We start from the raw sequence: 18108 nt of genomic DNA, 5'->3' as shown, positions 1-18108 counted from the left end.
CTCAGAACAGACCGTATAACAATAACCAAGGATTCACTCATTCTGATGCCGGTCCTGCCTTGGCCCTCGCCACTGACCGGAAAATTTCTTCAAGGAGTCTTTCTCCCGTGAATAGTTACGTAAAGACGGCAGTGGCCGTTGCGATGTCGGCGTGCGCCTTTTCCATGGCCGTTGCCCAAGACCAGGTCATCAGTGTCGGCATCAACGGTGATATCCGCAGCAGCGACCCAGGGGTCAACCGGGACGACAATACCGACGCGGTGATGATGCATATCGTCGAAGGCTTGGTGGCATACCGTGAAGACACCAGCATCGCACCGATGCTGGCCAGTGCGGTTGCCGTCTCGGCCGATGGCCTGCGCTACACCTTTACCCTGCGCGACGGCGTTCTCTTCCAGAACGGCCAGCCATTGACGGCCAAGCAGGTGCAATGGACCTGGCAGCGCTACCTCGATCCCAAGACCCAGTGGCGTTGCCTGGCGGAGTTCGATGGGCGCGGCGCGGCCAAGATCGTCGATGTCTCAAGCCCAGACCCGAAAACCGTGGTGTTCACCCTGGACCAGGCCAATGGCTTGTTCCTGGCCGCCATGGCCCGTCCGGATTGTGCCGGCAGCGGCATCCTGCACCCAGACTCCCTGGCCGCCGATGGCAGTTGGCGCGCACCGATTGGCACCGGCCCGTTCACCCTGGGCAAATGGCAGAAGGGCCAGTACGTCGAGTTGGATCGCTTCAAGCAATACACCCCGCGTGCCGAAGGCGAGGCGGACGGTTACACCGGCAATAAGCAGGCGTTTGTCGACACCGTGCGCTTCCAGGTGATCCCCGATGCAGCCTCGGCCAAGGCCGCGCTGCTGTCAGGTGGCGTGGACCTGCTGCCGGACGTGACCGCGATGGATGCCGCGCAACTCAAGCAGGTCAAGAACCTGCAGATCCAGGTCAGCCCGATCATGACCATCAGCGGCCTGTTGTTCCAGACCCGCGACCCGCTGCTCAAGGATGTGCGCATCCGGCGCGCGGTGGCCTTGTCCCTGGATTACGCGCAGATGGTGGCGGCGTTGTCCGATGGCTTGTCGGTGGTCAACAACTCAGTGATTCCCACCGCGAGCCCGTACTACGACGGCATCGCGCACCAGGGTTACACCTACAACCTCGACGAGGCCCGGCGCTTGTTGAAAGAGGCCGGCTACCGCGGGGAAAAAATCCGCATGCTGGTCAACAAGCGCTACCCGCAGATGTTCGACATGGGCTTGCTCAGCCAGGCCATGACCCAGGCAGCAGGGCTGAACATCGAGATGGAAACCCTGGAGTGGGGCACGCAGCTGGAGCGTTACCAGAGCGGTAGCTACCAAATGATGTCGTTCTCCTATTCGGGGCGTTTCGATGCGGCGCAAAGCTACGAATCGGTGATCGGCGACAAGGACAAGGAGCCGCGTAAAGTCTGGGACAACCCCCAGGCCCTGGCGATTTTGCGCGAGGCCCAGCGGGAAGTTGACCCTGCCAAGCGCCGGCCACTGTTCGACCAGCTGCACACGCTGATGCTCAAGGATGTGCCCATGGTGGTCATCTACAACGGCACTGCCATCGGCGCCATGGGTAAGCGCGTTGAGGGTTATCGTTCCTGGCCCGTTGCCAAGCCGCGCCTGTGGGGCGTGAAGCTGGCCGACACTTCCAAGTAAGGCGTAGCGCTATGTTTCGATTCATATTGCACAGGCTCGGCATGGCGGTGCCGACCCTGTTGCTGATCTCGGTGATTGTATTTGCCTTGATCCGCCTGATCCCCGGCGACCCGGCACTGTTGATGCTGGGTGACATGGCCGACCCGCAAAGCCTGGCCGACATGCGCAGCAGCCTGGGCCTGGACCACTCAGTGGTGACCCAGTACCTGATCTGGATCAAGTCGGTGCTCAGTGGCGACCTTGGGGTGTCCATCAGCAGCCGTCAGCCGGTGCTGGAGTTGTTGGTCGAGCGTTTCAGCGTCAGTGCGACCGTGGTGCTGGTGGCGGTGTTGCTGGCGACCCTGCTCGCGGTGCCGGTGGGCTTGCTCGCAGCCTGGAAGCAAAACAGTGCGATGGACCTCGGGCTGGTGGCGACGGCAACGTTGTTGCTGTCGGTGCCGAGCTTTTGGTTGGGCTTGCTGCTGCTGTATGTCTTCGGCATTCAGTTGGGCTGGTTGCCGGTGATCGGTTACGTCGGCTTCGCCACCGACCCTATGAAGGCGCTGACCTATGTGGTGCTGCCGATCATCACCCTGACGCTGGTGGAGTTCGGCGCCATTGCCCGGATGGCCCGGGCCAGCACCATCGAGGTGCTACGCCTGGAGTACATCGCCCATGCCCGGGCCAAGGGCTTGTCGGAAAGCGCGGTGCTGTGGCGACACGCCTTGCGCAACGCATTTGCGCCGACCTGGACCTTGATTGGCCTGATCCTGGGCAACCTGCTCGGCGGCATTGCGGTGCTGGAAACCGTGTTCACCTTGCCCGGCATCGGCCGGTTGATGGTCGATGCGATCTTCTCCCGCGACTACCCGGTGCTGCAGGGGTGCCTGCTGCTGGTCACCTGCATCTATGTGTTGGTCAACCTGTTGGTGGATCTGCTGTATCCGCTGTTCGATCCAAGGGTGAAGCTATGAACCTCAAGACTCCTGCCTTGCCCACCGTGGCGGCGATCTCGCCTCGGCGGCGCCGGCGTTACCCGCCGCTCAACGCCCTGATCGGCGGCAGCTTGCTCGCGGTCCTGGTGTTACTGGCATTGCTCGGCGTGGTGTGGACGCCTTACGACCCGCTCAAGTTGGACCTGCTCTCACGCCTGCACGCACCGAGTGCCGTGCATTGGCTTGGCACCGACGAGTTTGGCCGCGATGTGTTCAGCCGCCTGATCATTGGCGCGCGTACCAGCTTGTGGATCAGCCTGCTCTCGGTCAGCGTGGCGGTGATCTGCGGCACGGTGATCGGCATGCTCGCCGGTTACCTGCGCGGCTGGACCGACCGGGTGCTGATGATGCTCAACGACGCGTTGCTGGCGTTCCCCGGCATCCTCATGGCCCTGGGCATCATGGCGATTGTCGGCGCCAGCCAGTACGGCATCGTGCTCGCCCTGGGCATCGCCTACACCCCATCGGTGGTGCGGGTGGTGCGCGGCAGCGTGCTGTCACTGCGTGAGCTGGAGTTCATCGAGGCTTCGCGGGTGATCGGCAACTCCGAGCTGTACACCATGTTCCGCCACATCACCCCCAACTGCCTGGCGCCCCTGTGTGTACTGGCCACCAGTATGTTTGGCTGGGCGTTGCTCTCGGAGAGCGCGTTGAGCTTCCTCGGCCTCGGGGTGCCACCGCCGGCCGCGACCTGGGGCAGCATGCTCTCGGCAAGCCGCACCTATATCTCGACGGCGCCGTGGCTGGGGATCTTCCCGGGCATCTTTATCAGCCTGACGTTGCTGGCTATCAATCTGTTCGGCGATGCGTTGCGTGATCGTCTCGACCCGCGCATGAGGAAATGAGCATGAGCGCTCCAGTGCCTTTACTGGCCGTTGAAAATCTGCAGATTCGCGTTGGCGTGGACGGTCCGCTGGCCGTCGACGACTTCAGCTTCACCATGGCCCCTGGCGAAATCGTCGCCCTGGTGGGCGAGTCTGGCAGCGGCAAGACCATGGCCGCCCGCGCCGCCATTGGCTTGCTGCCGGCCCCCATGCAAGTGTGCGGCGGGCGCATCCTGTTCCAGGGGCAAGCGCTGGACAGCAGCGATGCCAAGGCCATGCGTACGGTGCGTGGTGCGCGGATCGGCATGGTGTTCCAGGAGCCGATGGTCTCGCTCAACCCCGCGCTGACCATTGGCCGGCAGATGAGCGAGGCGCTCAAGCTGCATACCGCGCTGGATGCGGCGACGATCCACGGGCGCTGCATCGCCATGCTGCAACGCATCGGCATCAAGGACGGCGAAAAATGCCTGGCATCCTACCCGCACCAATTCTCCGGCGGCATGCGCCAACGCATCATGCTGGCTTCGGTGATGTTGCTGCGCCCGGCGCTGCTGATCGCCGACGAACCGACCACGGCCCTGGACTGCCTGGCGCAACTGGACGTGATCGAGTTGATGCTGGAGCTGACCCGCGAGCAGGGCACCGCGATCCTGTTCATCAGCCACGACCTGTCCCTGGTGGCGCGGTATGCCCATAAAGTGGTGGTGATGCGCTCGGGCAAGGCGGTGGAGCAGGGCCGTATCGAAGACATCCTCTTTGCCCCCAAGGCTGAATACACCCGGCAGTTGCTCGAAGCGCTGCCCCGGCGTGGGACGCTGGGGCCATTGCCGGCGACCGACAGCCCGTTGCTGCAGGTCCGGGATGTGTGTATCGAGCACCCGGGGCCACGGAGTTTCTGGGGGCGCAGCGTGCCCAAGCGCGTGGTGCACTCGGTGAACCTGAGCATCGCGCCGGGCGAGACCCTGGCCCTGGTCGGTGGCAGCGGTTCGGGCAAGACCACCCTGGGGCGTGCGGTCGTCGGGTTGGTCAACCCGTGCGCCGGGGCGATTCTGTTCCAGGGCGTGGATATCCTCAACGCCGCCAACCGCGCGCATCGCCTGCAATGCCAGATGATCTTCCAGGACCCGTATTCGTCCCTCGACCCGCGCATGACGGTCGGCCAGATCCTCGCCGAGCCGCTGCGCCATGAGCCGGCCCTGACGGCCGCGCAAAAACGTCAGCGGGTCACCGACACCCTGGTCGACGTGGGCTTGCCCGAACAGTTTCGCGAGCGCTTTGCCCATCAACTCTCCGGCGGGCAACGCCAGCGCGTGGCGATCGGCCGGGCGCTGGTGCGCCGGCCCAAGCTGGTGATTGCCGACGAGCCGATTTCGGCGTTGGACATGACCATCCAGAAACAGATCCTCGAACTGTTCGAGCGTCTGCAACGCCAATATGGCTTTGCCTGCCTGTTCATCTCCCACGACCTCTCGGCGGTGGAGCGTATTGCCCACCGCGTGGCGGTGATGAACCAGGGCGAGGTGGTCGAAATGGGCCCGCGTGACACGATTTTCGACACCCCGCAACACCCTTACACCCGCCGGCTACTTGCGGCGGCCAGCCCCTTGGAGAAACGCGCGGACGGCAGCTACCGCCTCCGTGCCAGTGTGATTTAGGTACTGCTGCACCCCAGGCCACGGCATCAAAACCCAACCCTTCGCAAATCGCCGATTTGCGAAGCGGGCGAAGCCATGGCCGAAGAAAACAAAAACAACTCCACTCAACCTGTCTGCCAGGAACCTACACATGAATAACCGCATCAACAAAGTCGTCGCCAGTGCCAGCGTCATGGGGGCCGGTTTCATGCCCCTGTTTGCCCAGGCCGACTTCATCGCCGACAGCAAAGCCGCGCTGGAATTGAAGAACTACTACTTCAACCGCGACTACCGCGAATCCAGCGGGCAGAACAAGCGTGCCGAATGGGCACAGGGTTTTATCCTCAAGCTCGAGTCGGGTTTTACCGACGGTACCGTGGGCTTTGGCCTGGACGCGGTCGGGATGTTGGGCATCAAGCTCGATTCGAGCCCGGACAACTCCGGCACCGGGCTGCTGGCGCGCTCCAGCATGGCCGAGCCCGGCGCTCCCAGCTACGCCCGCCGAGCCCATGACAACTACTCCAAACTTGGCCTCACCGGTAAGGCGCGCCTGGCCAAGAGCGAGTTGCGCGTGGGTTACATGGTGCCAGACCTGCCGACCCTGCAGCCGAACCTGAGCCGCCTGTTCCCGCAGAGTTTCAGCGGCACGGCACTCACCTCCAAGGACATCGACAAGCTGACCCTGACCGCCGGTCAACTGGATCAGGTCAAGCAGCGCGACTCGACCCACTACGAGGACATGGGGCTTACCAGCCAATACGGCGCCTACAAAAGCAGCGCCAAAAGCGATGAATTCCGCTTCGCCGGCGGCGAATACGCACTCACGCCGACGACCTTCGTGACTTACCAGTTCGCACAATTGGAAAGCCTGTACCAACAGCATTACCTGGGCTTGAAAAACAGCCTCAAGTGGGGCCCGGGCACCCTGAAGACGGACATCCGCTACTTCAGCGCCAGCGAAGACGCCGCCGCCCTGGCCGGCAAGGTGGATAACCGGGCGCTGAGCACGCGCATCGGCTATGGCCTGTACGGCCACAACCTCAGTGGCGGTTACCAGGAGCAGTACGGTTCGACGCCGTTCACCTATGTGGACGGTACCAACACTTACCTGTTCAGCGAGTACCAACTGGCCAACTTCTCCCAGACCCGCGAGCGCGTGTGGCATGCCCGCTACGACTATGACTTCGCTGCGCTGGGCATTCCGGGCCTGCTGTTCTCCACGCGTTACGCCAAGGGCGATAACGCCAAGGTCATCGGCTTTGACGGCGAAGGGCGCGAGTGGGAGAGGGACTTGAGCCTGGGCTATGTGGTGCAGAGCGGTACGTTCAAGGACGTATCGCTGCGTTGGCAGAACGCCAGCGCCACCAGCAACTTCGCCCGTGACACCAACGAAAACCGAGTGATCCTGGGCTACACCGTGGCGCTCTGGTAGCGGTAATGGCGTGCAACAGCAGCCTGTTGCACGCCCAAGCAGTGCAAATGAGGGGATAGATCAGATGACGAGTTTGCCGTTGCGCCGGGCACTGCCCAGTCAACAACGTGTATCGGCGCGTGGCGTGAGTGATTTCATCGATGCGGTGAACGCTGCGGGCCTGGAGTTACACAGTTTCATGCTGTACCGCGATGGCGCGGTAGTGGCCGAAGCGTTCTGGGCGCCTTATAGCGCCGCACGCTTGCATGTTCAGCACTCGGCGACCAAAAGCTGGGTGTCCATGGCGGTCGGGCTGTTGGTGGATGACGGTGTGTTGTCGCTGGATGCCAAGGTGGTGGACTTTTTTGCCGCCGATTGCCCGGCCTCCATCAGCGCTAACCTGGCGGCCATGACCGTACGGGATCTGCTGACCATGCGCACCGGGCATCGCCAGGGCATCTCCGGTGGCGCCTGGCGCGGGCGCACTGACAGTTGGGTGCGGTTGTTCCTCAATGAGCCGGTCGAAGACCCGCCAGGGCAGCGGTTCATCTATAGCAGTGCGTCAAGCTTCATGCTCTCGGCGATTGTCAGTGTGGTCAGCGGCCAGACGGCGTACGCCCTGTGCAACGCGCGCATCTTCCAGCCCATGGGCATGGGGCCCATCGAGTGGGACCTTGCACCGGGCGGCTTCAACACCGGGGGCAACGGCCTCAGTTGCCGCACCGAGGACTTGCTCAAGTTCGGCGTGCTGCACTTGCAACAAGGTCATTGGGAAGGGCAGCAATTGCTGTCCCGGGAATGGGTGGCCGACGCGACCCGTGGGCATGTCGACGATGTATGGATGGGCGCCTTCGATGGCAAGCGCTACCTGGGCCGTGACGAGTCGAGCGACGCGGCTGTCACGCGCCGCGAAGGCTACGGCTACCAGTGGTGGATGACCCTGCACGGTGGTTACTACGCCTCCGGAGTGTTTGGCCAGCAGTGCATCGTGTTACCGCGCCATAACGCGGTGATTGCCTTCACCGCCGGGCTGGCGCTGGGCGAGCGGCGCTTGCACAGCCTGCTGTGGGAGCATCTGGTGCCGGCGCTGGGTGTGCCCACTGACGGCGCGACGGATGCCGGGTTGGCGGCGCTGCTGGCGCGGCAACAGCGGCCCGTCATGTCTGGCGCCGCGAGTTCGCCGCGCCAGGCCGAATTCAGTGGCACGTTCGTCATGCAGGCCAACGAAGACCAGGTCAGCGAAGTGCGCCTGGAGTTTGGCCCAGAGCATTGTGATTTCTACCTCACCGACCCCCGTGGCACCCATTGCATTCGTGCCGGGCTCGTGGCCGGCATCGAAAGCCGGACCAGCATGACCGGCCACTATCTGCATCACCAATACCAGCCGGAGCTCACCCCGGTGGTGGCGCAGGCGCGCTGGACCGAAGCGGGGGTGTTGAGCATGACCTGGCAGTTTGTCGAGACGGCGTTTTGTGACCGGGTCACCTGCCGTATCGAACACGGCAGGTTGTCTGTGGACCGCAGCGTCAACGTTAACGCAGGCCCGTTGCAGCGCCCGACGCTGACCGGCCATCCCATCATTGCTTTGCAGGAGTCTCTATGAACGATCTTTCCCAGCCTTCAGCGCGCGTGAATCGCGGGTTCTGGGCGCCATTCACGCCGATGCGCCAGTTCCAGCAACAGCCGATGATGTTCGCCAGTGCCGATGGCATGTACTACACCACCACCGACGGGCGCCGGGTACTCGATGCAATGGCCGGGCTGTGGTGCGTCAATGCCGGGCACGGCCAGCCGAAAATCGTCGAGGCGATTCGCGAAGCTGCGGGGCGCCTGGACTTTGTCTCGTCATTCAAGATGAGCCACCCCCAGGCCCTGGAGATGGCCGAGCGCCTGATCGACGTCAGCCCCGCCGGCATGGAGCAGGTGTTTTTCACCAACTCAGGGTCTGAAGCGGTGGACACCGCGCTGAAGATCGCGCGGGCCTATCACCAGGCGCGTGGCGATTGCCGCCGGACCAAGTTTATCGGGCGCGCCAAGGGCTACCATGGCATGGGCTTCGGTGGGCTGTCGGTCTCTGGTATCGGCCGTCAGAAGCGTGACTTTGGCCCACTGCTGGGCGAGGTCTCGCACCTGCCGTTGCCCTATGACGCCGGCATGCGTTTCAGCGTCGGGCAGCCGCAACAGGGCGCCAGTTACGCCGACGCGTTGACACAGTTGCTGGATATCCAGGACCCGAGCACCGTGGCCGCCGTGATCGTCGAGCCCGTGACCGGCTCCGGCGGCGTTTATCCGCCGCCCCTGGGCTATTTGCAACGTTTGCGCGAGATCTGCACGCGGCACGGCGTGCTGCTGATTTTCGACGAGGTGATCACCGGCTTTGGCCGCGTCGGCGCCCCCTTTGCCGCGCAAGCCTTCGGCGTGCTCCCGGACCTGATCACCACGGCCAAAGGCCTGACCAACGGCGCGGTGCCCATGGGCGGCGTACTGGTCAGCGGTGCGGTGTATGAGGCGTTCATGGCCGGGCCGGCCACTGTCATCGAACTGATGCACGGCTACACCTATTCAGCGCACCCGCTGGCGTGCGCAGCCGGGTTGGCGACCCTTGAGGTGCATCGCGAATTGGGCATCAACCAACACGTCAACGCCGTGAGTGGGCTGTGGCAGTCGAGTGCACTTGCGCTGCAGGGCGTCGGCGCGGTGCTGGACGTACGTGCTATCGGCCTGCTCTGCGCCGTTGAACTCGAGCCGCGCCCAGGGTTTCCAGGCGCACGGGGCAGCGAGGTTGCGCAGTGGTGCTTCGAGAACGGCGTACTGGTGCGCGGCTCGGGCGACACAATTGTGATTTCGCCGCCACTGCTCATCAGCCCGCAGGAGATTGCCCTGGTGTTCGACACCCTGGGCAGCGCCCTGAAACACGTTGCCTGAAGGGAGTGCAAGGGATGTCGGATCTGTTTGAGTTCTACATTGACGGCGCCTGGGTCAAGCCCCACGGCACCACCATCGAATCCGTGGTAAACCCGCGCACCGAGCAGGTGGTAGCGCGCATCATCCTTGGCGACAGCCATGACCTGGAGCGTGCGGTCGGCGCGGCCAGGCAAGCGTTTGCGGGGTTCGCCGCCAGTTCGCTCAAGGCGCGTATCGAACTGCTGCAACGCATTATCGAAGCCTACGAGCGCCACAGCGAAGCGTTGATCGAAGCGGTTCACCTGGAGATGGGCGCGCCGCTGTCCCTGGCCCGCAGCGCCCATGTGCCGGCTGGCCTGGGCCACCTGATGCAGGCATTGGAAGTGTTGCGCGAGTACCGCTTCGAACGGCGCCTGGGCAGCACCCTGGTGGTGCGCGAGCCCATCGGCGTGTGCGGCCTGATTACGCCCTGGAACTGGCCACTCAATCAACTCACCTGCAAGCTCGCGCCAGCGCTGGCGGTGGGCTGCACCGTGGTGCTCAAACCCAGCGAGCGTGCGCCGTTGTCAGCCCGGATCATTGCCCAGGTGCTGCATGAGGCCGAGGTGCCCGCAGGGGTATTCAACCTGGTCAACGGCGACGGCCCGGGGGTGGGCGCTGCGCTGGCGCGCCATGCGGAGGTGGACATGGTGTCTTTCACTGGCTCCACCCGCGCCGGCGTTGCAGTGGCCCAGGCGGCGGCACAGACGGTCAAGCGAGTGTCCCAGGAGCTGGGCGGCAAATCCGCCAATATCCTGCTCGACGATGCCAGCCTGCCCAGCGCAGTGCGCCATGGGGTGTTGGGCTGCATGCGTAACAGCGGCCAATCGTGCAATGCACCGACACGCCTGTTGGTGCCACGTGCACAGCAACAGGCGGTGATTGAGATTGCCCAGCACGTGCTCGCGCAGGTGTGTTACGACGACAGCAACCCCAGCACGGCCATTGGCCCTATCGCCAACGCCATGCAGTACGAACGGGTACAGCACATGATCGCCCAGGCCATTGCCCAAGGGTCGCGATTGGTCGCCGGGGGGCCAGGTCGGCCTGAAGGCGTTGAGCGTGGCTACTACGTGCAGCCGACGATATTTGCAGATGTCACCCCGGACATGCTGGTGGCGCGTGAGGAAATCTTCGGCCCGGTCCTGGCAATCATCCCGTATGACAGCGAAGCCGAGGCCATCGCCATCGCCAACGACAGCCCCTACGGCCTGTCCGGTTACGTCACCTCGGCCAGCCTTGAACGCAGCCTGGGGATTGCCCGTCAACTGCGTACCGGCATGGTCCACCTCAATGGCGCCCGCGCCGACCAGGCTGCACCGTTTGGCGGCTACAAACAGTCGGGCAACGGCCGCGAGTGGGGGGAGTGTGGGTTTGATGAGTATCTGGAGAGTAAGTCGTTGTTTGGCTATTAGCGGGTTGCGCAGGCGGTTTATCAGAGGCTGTCAGGATCGCCGGAGAATATTTTGACTAGGCTCTAGCGCTGTGTTTTCAGGCAGATAAGTTTCAGATATGCCCCCGTTTTGCCCCCAGGTGTATCAGGTTCTTGAGTGGCGATTTCCGACAGAATGTCGTCGTTGATCGCTCATCAAAGGGTGGCCCGGGCACGCTACGCGGTGGTAAGCATCACCAAGTTCATGCATGTCTTGGATCACCCCATGATATTGAACTGTTGGCCAATGGGCATCGACATGATGCCTTATCCCTTCTGCGGAAAATGGTGGCTTTGGGGGCATTTTCACATCGTTGCGCAGGCGCGGCAGCACCCTCGTTGCACGGGTCCATACAAGTCCCGCCCGGTAATTGAGCTGCAGTGGTTACACAGGCACGCAAGGCACAGTTAATGTTACTTCTCATTTACATTGACTGTCAGTCAGTCAGTGGATAGGATTTGCCTCCCAATCCGCTTGACGCCGTGTACAGAATGAACAACTGGCCGCTGATTCATCCCTCTCCATGCTCGAAACCAAACTACTTTTTCCGCACCGCCCAGCAGTGTGCGGTGATCGCCTCTGCGCTAACCCTGTGTGCTTATCAAATGGCTCACGCTGATGACCTTGCGCAGCGCACGACCGAGAATGATCCAATCCCACCCGTTGCAGGTGTGGTCACCTTGCCGGCCACCAGTGTCACTGGGGTGAGCACCAAGGGAGGCGAATCCGGTCTCGTACACGGTTATGTTGCGGAACAATCCGGGTTGGGCAGCAAGACCGACACTTCGATCCTGGAAATTCCTCAATCCGTGTCGGTAGTCACGCGCGAGCAGATGGATACCCAGCAAATAAAAACGACCAGCCAGGCACTGCGCTATACGGCAGGCGCCAATAGCGAAAAATACGGGGCCTTCGGAGATCAGCTCGACTTCACGAAAATCCGCGGCGTCGAAGCCGATTACTATTTGGACGGGCTGCGCTTAATCAGTAACCCTGGCAGTTGGTCGCCCCAGGTCGATCCCTACACACTGGAGCGTGTCGAAGTATTGCGAGGACCGTCGTCCTATCTTTATGGGCAATCAACCGGCGGAGGCATAGTCAACCAGGTAACTCGCAAGCCCCAAGAGGTGGAGTCGCATGAGGTCACGACACAATTTGGCAGCTTCGGCCGTACGTTTCTTGGCGTGGATTCAACCGGTCCACTCGACAGTGACAGGACGCTGCTCTATCGCTTTACCGCGACAGGGTTGAAGGCGAATGACCAGATCGAAGATGTACACCACAAAAGGCTCTACCTTGCGCCTTCGCTGACGTGGCAGCCGACGGAGCAAACCTCTTGGACTGTCCAGCTTGTTCACTCTCGGGAGCCCGAAATACCGAACTACAACTCTTTGCCAGCCAATCTGCTTGGGCTGAATAAAAGTCCCTATCCATCAATAGATCGGGACAGGAACTACCGGGATATGTCGTTTGATGACTCGTCCCGCGAACAGAATTACATCAGCTCCAACTTCACCCACTCTTTCGACAACGACTGGAAGGTGACGAGCACTATGCGCTACATGCATATCGCCTCGGATTTGCAAAGAAGCGTTGTCTACGGGTATTCGGTGGTCAATGGCAAGCCACTGCTAAAAAACACTTATGAGATTTCCCCCTCCAGTTCCAATACGTTCTCGATGGACAACTATGTCAGTGGCAGCCTCCAGCTCGGGCCTACTAAGCACGACGTTATCGTGGGTGCCGATTTTGCCTCGGGCACTGTAACCAGTGCCCTCTATAGCAGTGGCCCTTATCTTGTTGACCCCTACGGCTCGGACTATCGCCCGCATGTCAAACCAGACTTCACGGCAAGCCGCGCAGCACCTTGGTCCGAGAAACAGGAGTTCGATCGCTTGGGCGTCTATGTACAGGATCAGATTTCTTATGACCGATGGCGTCTGACGTTGGGCACACGCTACGATAAATCCGAAACAGACGACGTGACGCGAAGTTATTCCCCTACTTCGGTCTCCACCAAGATGAACAACGGGAAGTGGTCGGGGCGAACAGGCCTGAGTTACCAGTTTGACAACGGCATTTCTCCCTATGTGAGCTATGCCACGTCTTTTAATCCGTTGATAGGCAGCGGTTACAACGGGAGTGCGTTCGTCCCGACTGAAACGACACAAACGGAGATAGGCATCAAGTTTCACCCCGCGGACTCCAGAACATTGCTGACGGCCGCCATTTACAATCTGGAACAGACCAACGTCAAAACCGCCGATGCGGCCCATCTGGGGTTCAACACCCAGGCGGGCAAGGTGCGCAGCCGTGGTGTCGATCTTTCAGCCACTGCCGAGCTGGTCGAAAATCTTAATCTGCTTGCCAGTTACAGTTACCTGGATAACGCCTTGGTCCAGGATACGACCTACCAAGGCAACAGCCTGACACAAACCCCCCGACACAGCGCTGCCCTGTGGCTTGATTACCTCATAGGGCGCGGATCTTTGTCCGGCCTGAAAATCGGAGCAGGCTCGCGTTACCTGGGCGCGTCGTACGGCGATCCAGCGAACACGTTCAAGGTTCCGGCGGTCACGCTTTTTGATCTGGCGTTGAACTATGAACTGGGTTCAATTGCGCCTTCGCTTGAAGGCGCTTCGCTGGCGCTCAATGTCAGCAACCTGACTAACAAGGAATACGTCGCAAGTTGTACCTCGGCCCTGTATTGCTTTGTCGGGCAGGATCGCACGGCCACCACTTCTCTCACTTACCGCTGGTGAGCCAAATGGGCGATGTTCTGTATTCAAGGCGCCGTGTTCTGGGGCGCCTGATGGCGGCTGGAATGTTGATCAGCCTTTCTCGAAGTCTCACCGCTGCGCCCGCACGTGTGTCATTCAAGGATGTTGCTGACCGTGATGTACGCATAGATCGACCTGTGGAGCGGGTGCTGCTGGGGGATGGCACGCTGGCTTACGTCTTGGCGGTGCTGCTTCCGGACCGGCCATTTGCTGATGTTGTGGGTTGGGGCGAGAACTTCAAGGCTGCGGACCTGGATGGCTATCGGGCATATCTGCGGAAGTTTCCCGAGATGGGCCGCATTCCATCGTTTCCGGCCGCGACGCTTGACTCCATTGGTAGCGAATTAGCGATTTCGTTGGCGCCGGACGTGGTGATCATGAACCTCAGTTCAAAGGCCGCCGCCGAGTCGTCGGGCCTGATGGCACGGTTGACACAGGTGGGCATTCCGATCGTGTTCGTTGATTTTCGCACCAAGATGTTTGATAACACCGTGCGAAGCGTGCAGATCCTCGGTGCACTGCTTGGGCGAACCGATCGTGCCGACGAATTCCTGCGTTTTCGCCAAGAGCAGATCGAACGTGTCACGGTGCCATTGGAAAACGTTCGAATGCGGCCTCGTGTAATGGTCGAGCGTGCCGCAGGTCTGTATGACGACTGTTGCCTGACTTACGGCGAAGGCAATTTCGGTGAGCTTGTGACAGTCGCTGGAGGTGACAACCTCGGTTCTCATTTCCTGCACAGTACTTTTGGTACCTTGCATCCCGAGCAGGTTATTGCCAGCGACCCGGATGTCATCCTGGTGACCGGCGCAAATTGGTCGCTTTATTCACCTGCGGGAGACTGGGTCAACCTCGGACCCGGCGCCGACTCCGCGCAAGGGCTCGTGCGTTTGCGCCGGTTGATGCGCCGGCCGGCATATCGTTCGTTGTCGGCGGTGAAGGCGGGGAGGGTCCACGCCATCTGGCATCCCTTCTATGACAATCCGTATTACTTTGTCGCACTGCAGCGGATAGCAAAGTGGCTTCATCCCGAACTCTTCGCATCGCTGGATCCGGACGCTACGTTTCGCGAGTTCCACGCGCGTTTTCTTCCGGTTCCTTATCAGCCCGGTTATTGGCTGAGCCTGGATGGAGCATCACTATGACGAAGCAAGCCATCGGCACACAGGCCGAACTCACCCGCGGGCGGAGCTTATACAGCCGCCTGGCGAAACGCCGCTTGAGCATGATCGTCGGCATTGGCCTGCTTACCCTTGTGTTTTTCATGATCGACCTTTCCATAGGCCCGGCGCATTACAGGTTGATGGAGCTGCTGTCCGTCTTGATGCAAGACGCGTCGTCGAGCCAGGTGAGCGTGATACTTTGGGACATCCGACTACCCGTGGCGCTATCGGCTCTGGTCGTCGGCGCGAGTCTGTCGATTGCGGGTTTGCAAATGCAGACAGTGCTCGGCAACCCCCTGGCGAGCCCGTTCACCTTGGGCTTGTCGGCCGCGGCGAGTTTTGGCGCCGCACTCGGTCTGATATTGGGGGTAAGCGTTCTGCCTGCTTCGGCCGTCGCCTACGCCATCCCCGTCAATGCGTTCCTCGTTTCGATGGCAGCGGCCTTGTTCATTCATCGCCTGAGTCGCAAACGCGGTATCACCACCGAAATGATCATACTGTTGGGCACGACCCTGGTCTTCACGTTCTCGGCACTGCTGGAGGCGCTGCAGTACATCGGTCCCGAACAGGCGCTGTCTGCTGTCGTCTTCTGGACAATGGGCAGTCTTTCGCGTGCTACGTGGCCCAAGCTCGGCATCATGAGTGTCATTCTCCTGATCGTATCGTTTACGTTCGCCCGCCAGTCCTGGGCGTTGACGGCATTACAACTCGGAGAGGCCCGGGCGACGGCTTTGGGGATTCCCGTAGCGCGCCTGCGCCTGCGTGGCATTCTGCTCAGCAGTCTGCTCGCCTCTATCTGCGTCTCTTTTGTGGGCACCATCGGGTTCGTTGGATTGGTGGGGCCGCATATTGCCCGAATGCTGGTAGGCGAGGACCAGCGCTTTCTCCTTCCTGCCTCTGCGCTATGTGGGGCATGCATGCTGTCGGCGGCCTCGGTACTGAGCAAATCGCTGGTCGCCGGGCAAACCCTGCCGATTGGAATAGTGACATCCCTGGTGGGCGTGCCCTTGTTTTTTGCGTTGATTCTGCGAGCGAAGACGCGATGACTGCACTGCTCAACATCGCGGACGTGTCGGTAGCCTTCGACGGCCATGCGGTATTGCAGAACGTCAGCTTCGGGCCCATGGCGGCGGGTAGCATCACGGCGCTGCTGGGTTCGAACGCTGCCGGTAAGTCCACGCTGCTGCGCCGGATTGCGGGCGAGCTGGGTGGCGCAGGCACCGTGACTGTGGCAGGGCAGGCTGTCGAGACCTGGTCCATTCATCATCGCAACCGCCCCGCACACGTCCCCCAGGATATTTCCATGAACTCCTCGCTGCGAGTGTTTGAAGCAGTGCTGCTTGCGAGCAAGCAGGGCAGCGGCTGGGGCGTTGACGGCAGTGAGTTGGATGAGGTCACCCGTATGCTCCAGACGCTGGAGATTAACGTGCTCGCCGACCGCGAGCTGGCCGCATTGAGCGGCGGCCAACGGCAACTTGTATCGATTGCCCAGGCAATGATCCGCGCACCCAGTGTCTTGTTACTGGATGAGCCCACGAGCGCACTGGATTTGCAAAACCAGTTCGATGTGCTCGATTTATTGCGTCGGTTGGCGCGAGCGCGCTCGATGTGCGTCGTCATGGCCATTCACGACATCAATCACGCATTGCGCTTCGCGGACCACGTGGTGGTCCTTCATCAAGGGCGGGTGCATGCCACCGGCCGCCCCCTCGATGTCCTGACACCGGCGTTGCTGGAAAAAGTCTACGGCGTGCAAGCGCGCCTCGAATACTGCTCGCAAGGGGCTCCATTCCTGATTGTGGATCGGTCTTTGCGAGCACCGAATTCCATGTCGAGCACCCTACAATGACCAGACCAATCAAGAAACTCATCCTGTTGGCCATGCCCAGCATTCATGCCGGCGCTTGGCGCTATCCGGGTGCCATACCCGACTTCCACAGACGCTTCGAGCACATGAAGTGGTTCGCCAGAATCCTTGAGAAGGGTCGGTTTGATGGGCTCTTTCTGCCTGACTCACTTGCGGTTCGCGCAGGTTCCGTCGACACGCTCATGCGAAGCTCCAGCGTGGTTACGCTTGATCCATTGACACTGCTTCCGGCGTTGGCGGCAGTGACGCGGCACATCGGGCTGATCGCAACCGCCAGTACCACCTATAACGAACCGTACATGCTCGCGCGCCGCCTGGCCTCACTGGATGTCATCAGTGCAGGTAGGGCTGGGTGGAATCTGGTCACGTCGAGTAATCCGAACGAGGCAGCCAACTTCGGCGCGCAGTCCCACCTTGAGCATGGCGCAAGGTACCGCCGCGCCCGAGAGTTCTCGCAGGTGATGGAGGGGCTTTGGGAAAGCTGGGAGGCGGATGCCTTCTGCATGGATGCAGCCAATGGCATCTACTTTGATCCTGCCAAGCTGCATACACTCAATCACCAAGGCCCTCACTTCGCGGTGAAAGGCCCGCTCAATGTAGCTCGACCTGTTCAGGGGCGCCCCGTCATAGTACAAGCCGGTGCGTCCGAAGCGGGGCGGCAGATTGCGGCAGAGACGGCCGAAGTCATTTTTACTTATCAGACCGATCTTGCATCTGCGCAGGTTTTCTATGCCGACATGCGATCACGAGCTGTGGCAGCAGGCCGCACGGATGCGGTGAAAATCGTTCCCGCAGTGCTTGTCGTATTAGGCGACAATCTTGAGCAGGCGCAACGCAAAAGATCGAGGCTGGATGAGCTGGTAGATGATCAGAGTTGCCTCGCGACGCTCTCCATTGCGTTGGGGCACGACATTTCTGCCTACGATCCGGCAGGCCTACTGCCTGAAATACCCGAGAGCAATGCGAGCAAGAGCGGCCGTGATCGTGTGGTGCGGCTCGCGGCGCGGGAAAACTTGAGCGTTCTTGAGTTGGCAAGGCGGGTCTGCGGTTACCAGGGCCTGGAAATGGTGGGGACCGCCGAAATGGTCGCTGACCAGATGGCACTGTGGCTGCAGCAGGAGGCCGCCGATGGATTCAACGTCATGTTCTCCCACCTACCGGGAGGCGCGAGCGAGTTCGTGGCGCAGGTCGTTCCGCTCCTGCAGAAGCGCGGGCTGCTCAGAAGGCGTTACGAAGGACGCTGCTTCCGGGAAAACCTGGGCCTGGTCAAGCCGTAGCCTGGTTGTTCTTTGGGCGGTACTTCAGGGTCTGTTGGCGTGCAGGGTGAACGGTGCCCTTGCCTGGAAGCAGGGCACCTACCGGTGTTGACGATGCGCAGACGAAAGGGAGAGCACCAACCGCGC

The 18108-nt window shown here is 61.3% G+C and carries 13 protein-coding genes; all 13 read left to right on the top strand.

Features of this window, described 5'->3' with window-relative positions:
* The first annotated feature begins 107 nt into the window (after positions 1–107).
* The 13 genes from HBO12_RS03510 (at position 108) to HBO12_RS03450 (ending at position 17982) form a co-directional block, all read left to right on the top strand.
* The gene (locus tag HBO12_RS03510) at positions 108–1676 is read left to right on the top strand and encodes an ABC transporter substrate-binding protein (RefSeq protein WP_169951496.1); all 1569 of its coding nucleotides are present in this window, start codon (positions 108–110) and stop codon (positions 1674–1676) included.
* A gap of 11 nt (positions 1677–1687) precedes the next feature.
* Entirely contained in the window at positions 1688–2629 is a 942-nt protein-coding gene (locus HBO12_RS03505) for an ABC transporter permease (RefSeq protein ID WP_169951498.1), read from the top strand.
* Positions 2626–3495 (top strand): ABC transporter permease, encoded by an 870-nt coding sequence (locus tag HBO12_RS03500; protein WP_170041454.1) that lies wholly within the window; start codon positions 2626–2628, stop codon positions 3493–3495. Before HBO12_RS03505 ends, HBO12_RS03500 begins: the two co-directional genes overlap by 4 nt.
* Positions 3496–3497: 2 nt before the next feature.
* Positions 3498–5129, top strand: coding sequence for an ABC transporter ATP-binding protein (locus tag HBO12_RS03495; RefSeq protein ID WP_170041453.1), 1632 nt, complete (start codon positions 3498–3500; stop codon positions 5127–5129).
* A gap of 130 nt (positions 5130–5259) precedes the next feature.
* Complete coding sequence (locus HBO12_RS03490; RefSeq protein ID WP_170041452.1) at positions 5260–6540, top strand: OprD family porin; 1281 nt, start codon at positions 5260–5262, stop codon at positions 6538–6540.
* 64 nt (positions 6541–6604) lie between these two features.
* Complete coding sequence (locus tag HBO12_RS03485; protein ID WP_169951504.1) at positions 6605–8122, top strand: serine hydrolase domain-containing protein; 1518 nt, start codon at positions 6605–6607, stop codon at positions 8120–8122.
* On the top strand, positions 8119–9444 hold the full coding sequence (aptA, locus tag HBO12_RS03480; RefSeq protein ID WP_170041451.1) for an omega-aminotransferase AptA: 1326 nt from the start codon (positions 8119–8121) through the stop codon (positions 9442–9444). Before HBO12_RS03485 ends, aptA begins: the two co-directional genes overlap by 4 nt.
* Positions 9445–9458: 14 nt before the next feature.
* Positions 9459–10877 (top strand): aldehyde dehydrogenase family protein, encoded by a 1419-nt coding sequence (locus HBO12_RS03475; protein ID WP_170041450.1) that lies wholly within the window; start codon positions 9459–9461, stop codon positions 10875–10877.
* Between the two features lie 509 nt (positions 10878–11386).
* A complete protein-coding gene (locus HBO12_RS03470) occupies positions 11387–13657 on the top strand; it encodes a TonB-dependent siderophore receptor (RefSeq protein WP_222932587.1) in 2271 nt (756 codons plus the stop codon).
* A 5-nt stretch (positions 13658–13662) separates the two neighbouring features.
* Positions 13663–14820 (top strand): ABC transporter substrate-binding protein, encoded by a 1158-nt coding sequence (locus HBO12_RS03465; RefSeq protein WP_170041449.1) that lies wholly within the window; start codon positions 13663–13665, stop codon positions 14818–14820.
* Positions 14817–15884 (top strand): FecCD family ABC transporter permease, encoded by a 1068-nt coding sequence (locus tag HBO12_RS03460; protein WP_170041448.1) that lies wholly within the window; start codon positions 14817–14819, stop codon positions 15882–15884. Before HBO12_RS03465 ends, HBO12_RS03460 begins: the two co-directional genes overlap by 4 nt.
* The gene (locus HBO12_RS03455; RefSeq protein ID WP_170041447.1) at positions 15881–16687 is read left to right on the top strand and encodes an ABC transporter ATP-binding protein; all 807 of its coding nucleotides are present in this window, start codon (positions 15881–15883) and stop codon (positions 16685–16687) included. The genes HBO12_RS03460 and HBO12_RS03455 overlap by 4 nt, the downstream gene beginning before the upstream one ends.
* Positions 16684–17982, top strand: coding sequence for an LLM class flavin-dependent oxidoreductase (locus HBO12_RS03450; protein WP_170041446.1), 1299 nt, complete (start codon positions 16684–16686; stop codon positions 17980–17982). Before HBO12_RS03455 ends, HBO12_RS03450 begins: the two co-directional genes overlap by 4 nt.
* The last annotated feature ends 126 nt before the right edge of the window (positions 17983–18108 follow it).

Source organism: Pseudomonas sp. WS 5059, from assembly GCF_012985525.1.
Taxonomy (GTDB): Bacteria; Pseudomonadota; Gammaproteobacteria; order Pseudomonadales; family Pseudomonadaceae; genus Aquipseudomonas.
Note: the sequence above shows the minus strand (reverse complement) of the source record. Positions and strands in the feature narration are given on the sequence as shown.

Bases quoted from the DNA above. Each gene is read 5' to 3' on its own strand.
- HBO12_RS03500 (WP_170041454.1), top strand. From the start codon at position 2,626: ATGAACCTCAAGACTCCTGCCTTGCCCACCGTGGCGGCGATCTCGCCT.
- HBO12_RS03450 (WP_170041446.1), top strand. From the start codon at position 16,684: ATGACCAGACCAATCAAGAAACTCATCCTGTTGGCCATGCCCAGCATT.
- HBO12_RS03490 (WP_170041452.1), top strand. From the start codon at position 5,260: ATGAATAACCGCATCAACAAAGTCGTCGCCAGTGCCAGCGTCATGGGG.
- HBO12_RS03470 (WP_222932587.1), top strand. From the start codon at position 11,387: ATGAACAACTGGCCGCTGATTCATCCCTCTCCATGCTCGAAACCAAAC.
- HBO12_RS03505 (WP_169951498.1), top strand. From the start codon at position 1,688: ATGTTTCGATTCATATTGCACAGGCTCGGCATGGCGGTGCCGACCCTG.
- HBO12_RS03495 (WP_170041453.1), top strand. From the start codon at position 3,498: ATGAGCGCTCCAGTGCCTTTACTGGCCGTTGAAAATCTGCAGATTCGC.
- HBO12_RS03475 (WP_170041450.1), top strand. From the start codon at position 9,459: ATGTCGGATCTGTTTGAGTTCTACATTGACGGCGCCTGGGTCAAGCCC.
- HBO12_RS03485 (WP_169951504.1), top strand. From the start codon at position 6,605: ATGACGAGTTTGCCGTTGCGCCGGGCACTGCCCAGTCAACAACGTGTA.
- aptA (WP_170041451.1), top strand. From the start codon at position 8,119: ATGAACGATCTTTCCCAGCCTTCAGCGCGCGTGAATCGCGGGTTCTGG.
- HBO12_RS03465 (WP_170041449.1), top strand. From the start codon at position 13,663: ATGGGCGATGTTCTGTATTCAAGGCGCCGTGTTCTGGGGCGCCTGATG.
- HBO12_RS03460 (WP_170041448.1), top strand. From the start codon at position 14,817: ATGACGAAGCAAGCCATCGGCACACAGGCCGAACTCACCCGCGGGCGG.
- HBO12_RS03455 (WP_170041447.1), top strand. From the start codon at position 15,881: ATGACTGCACTGCTCAACATCGCGGACGTGTCGGTAGCCTTCGACGGC.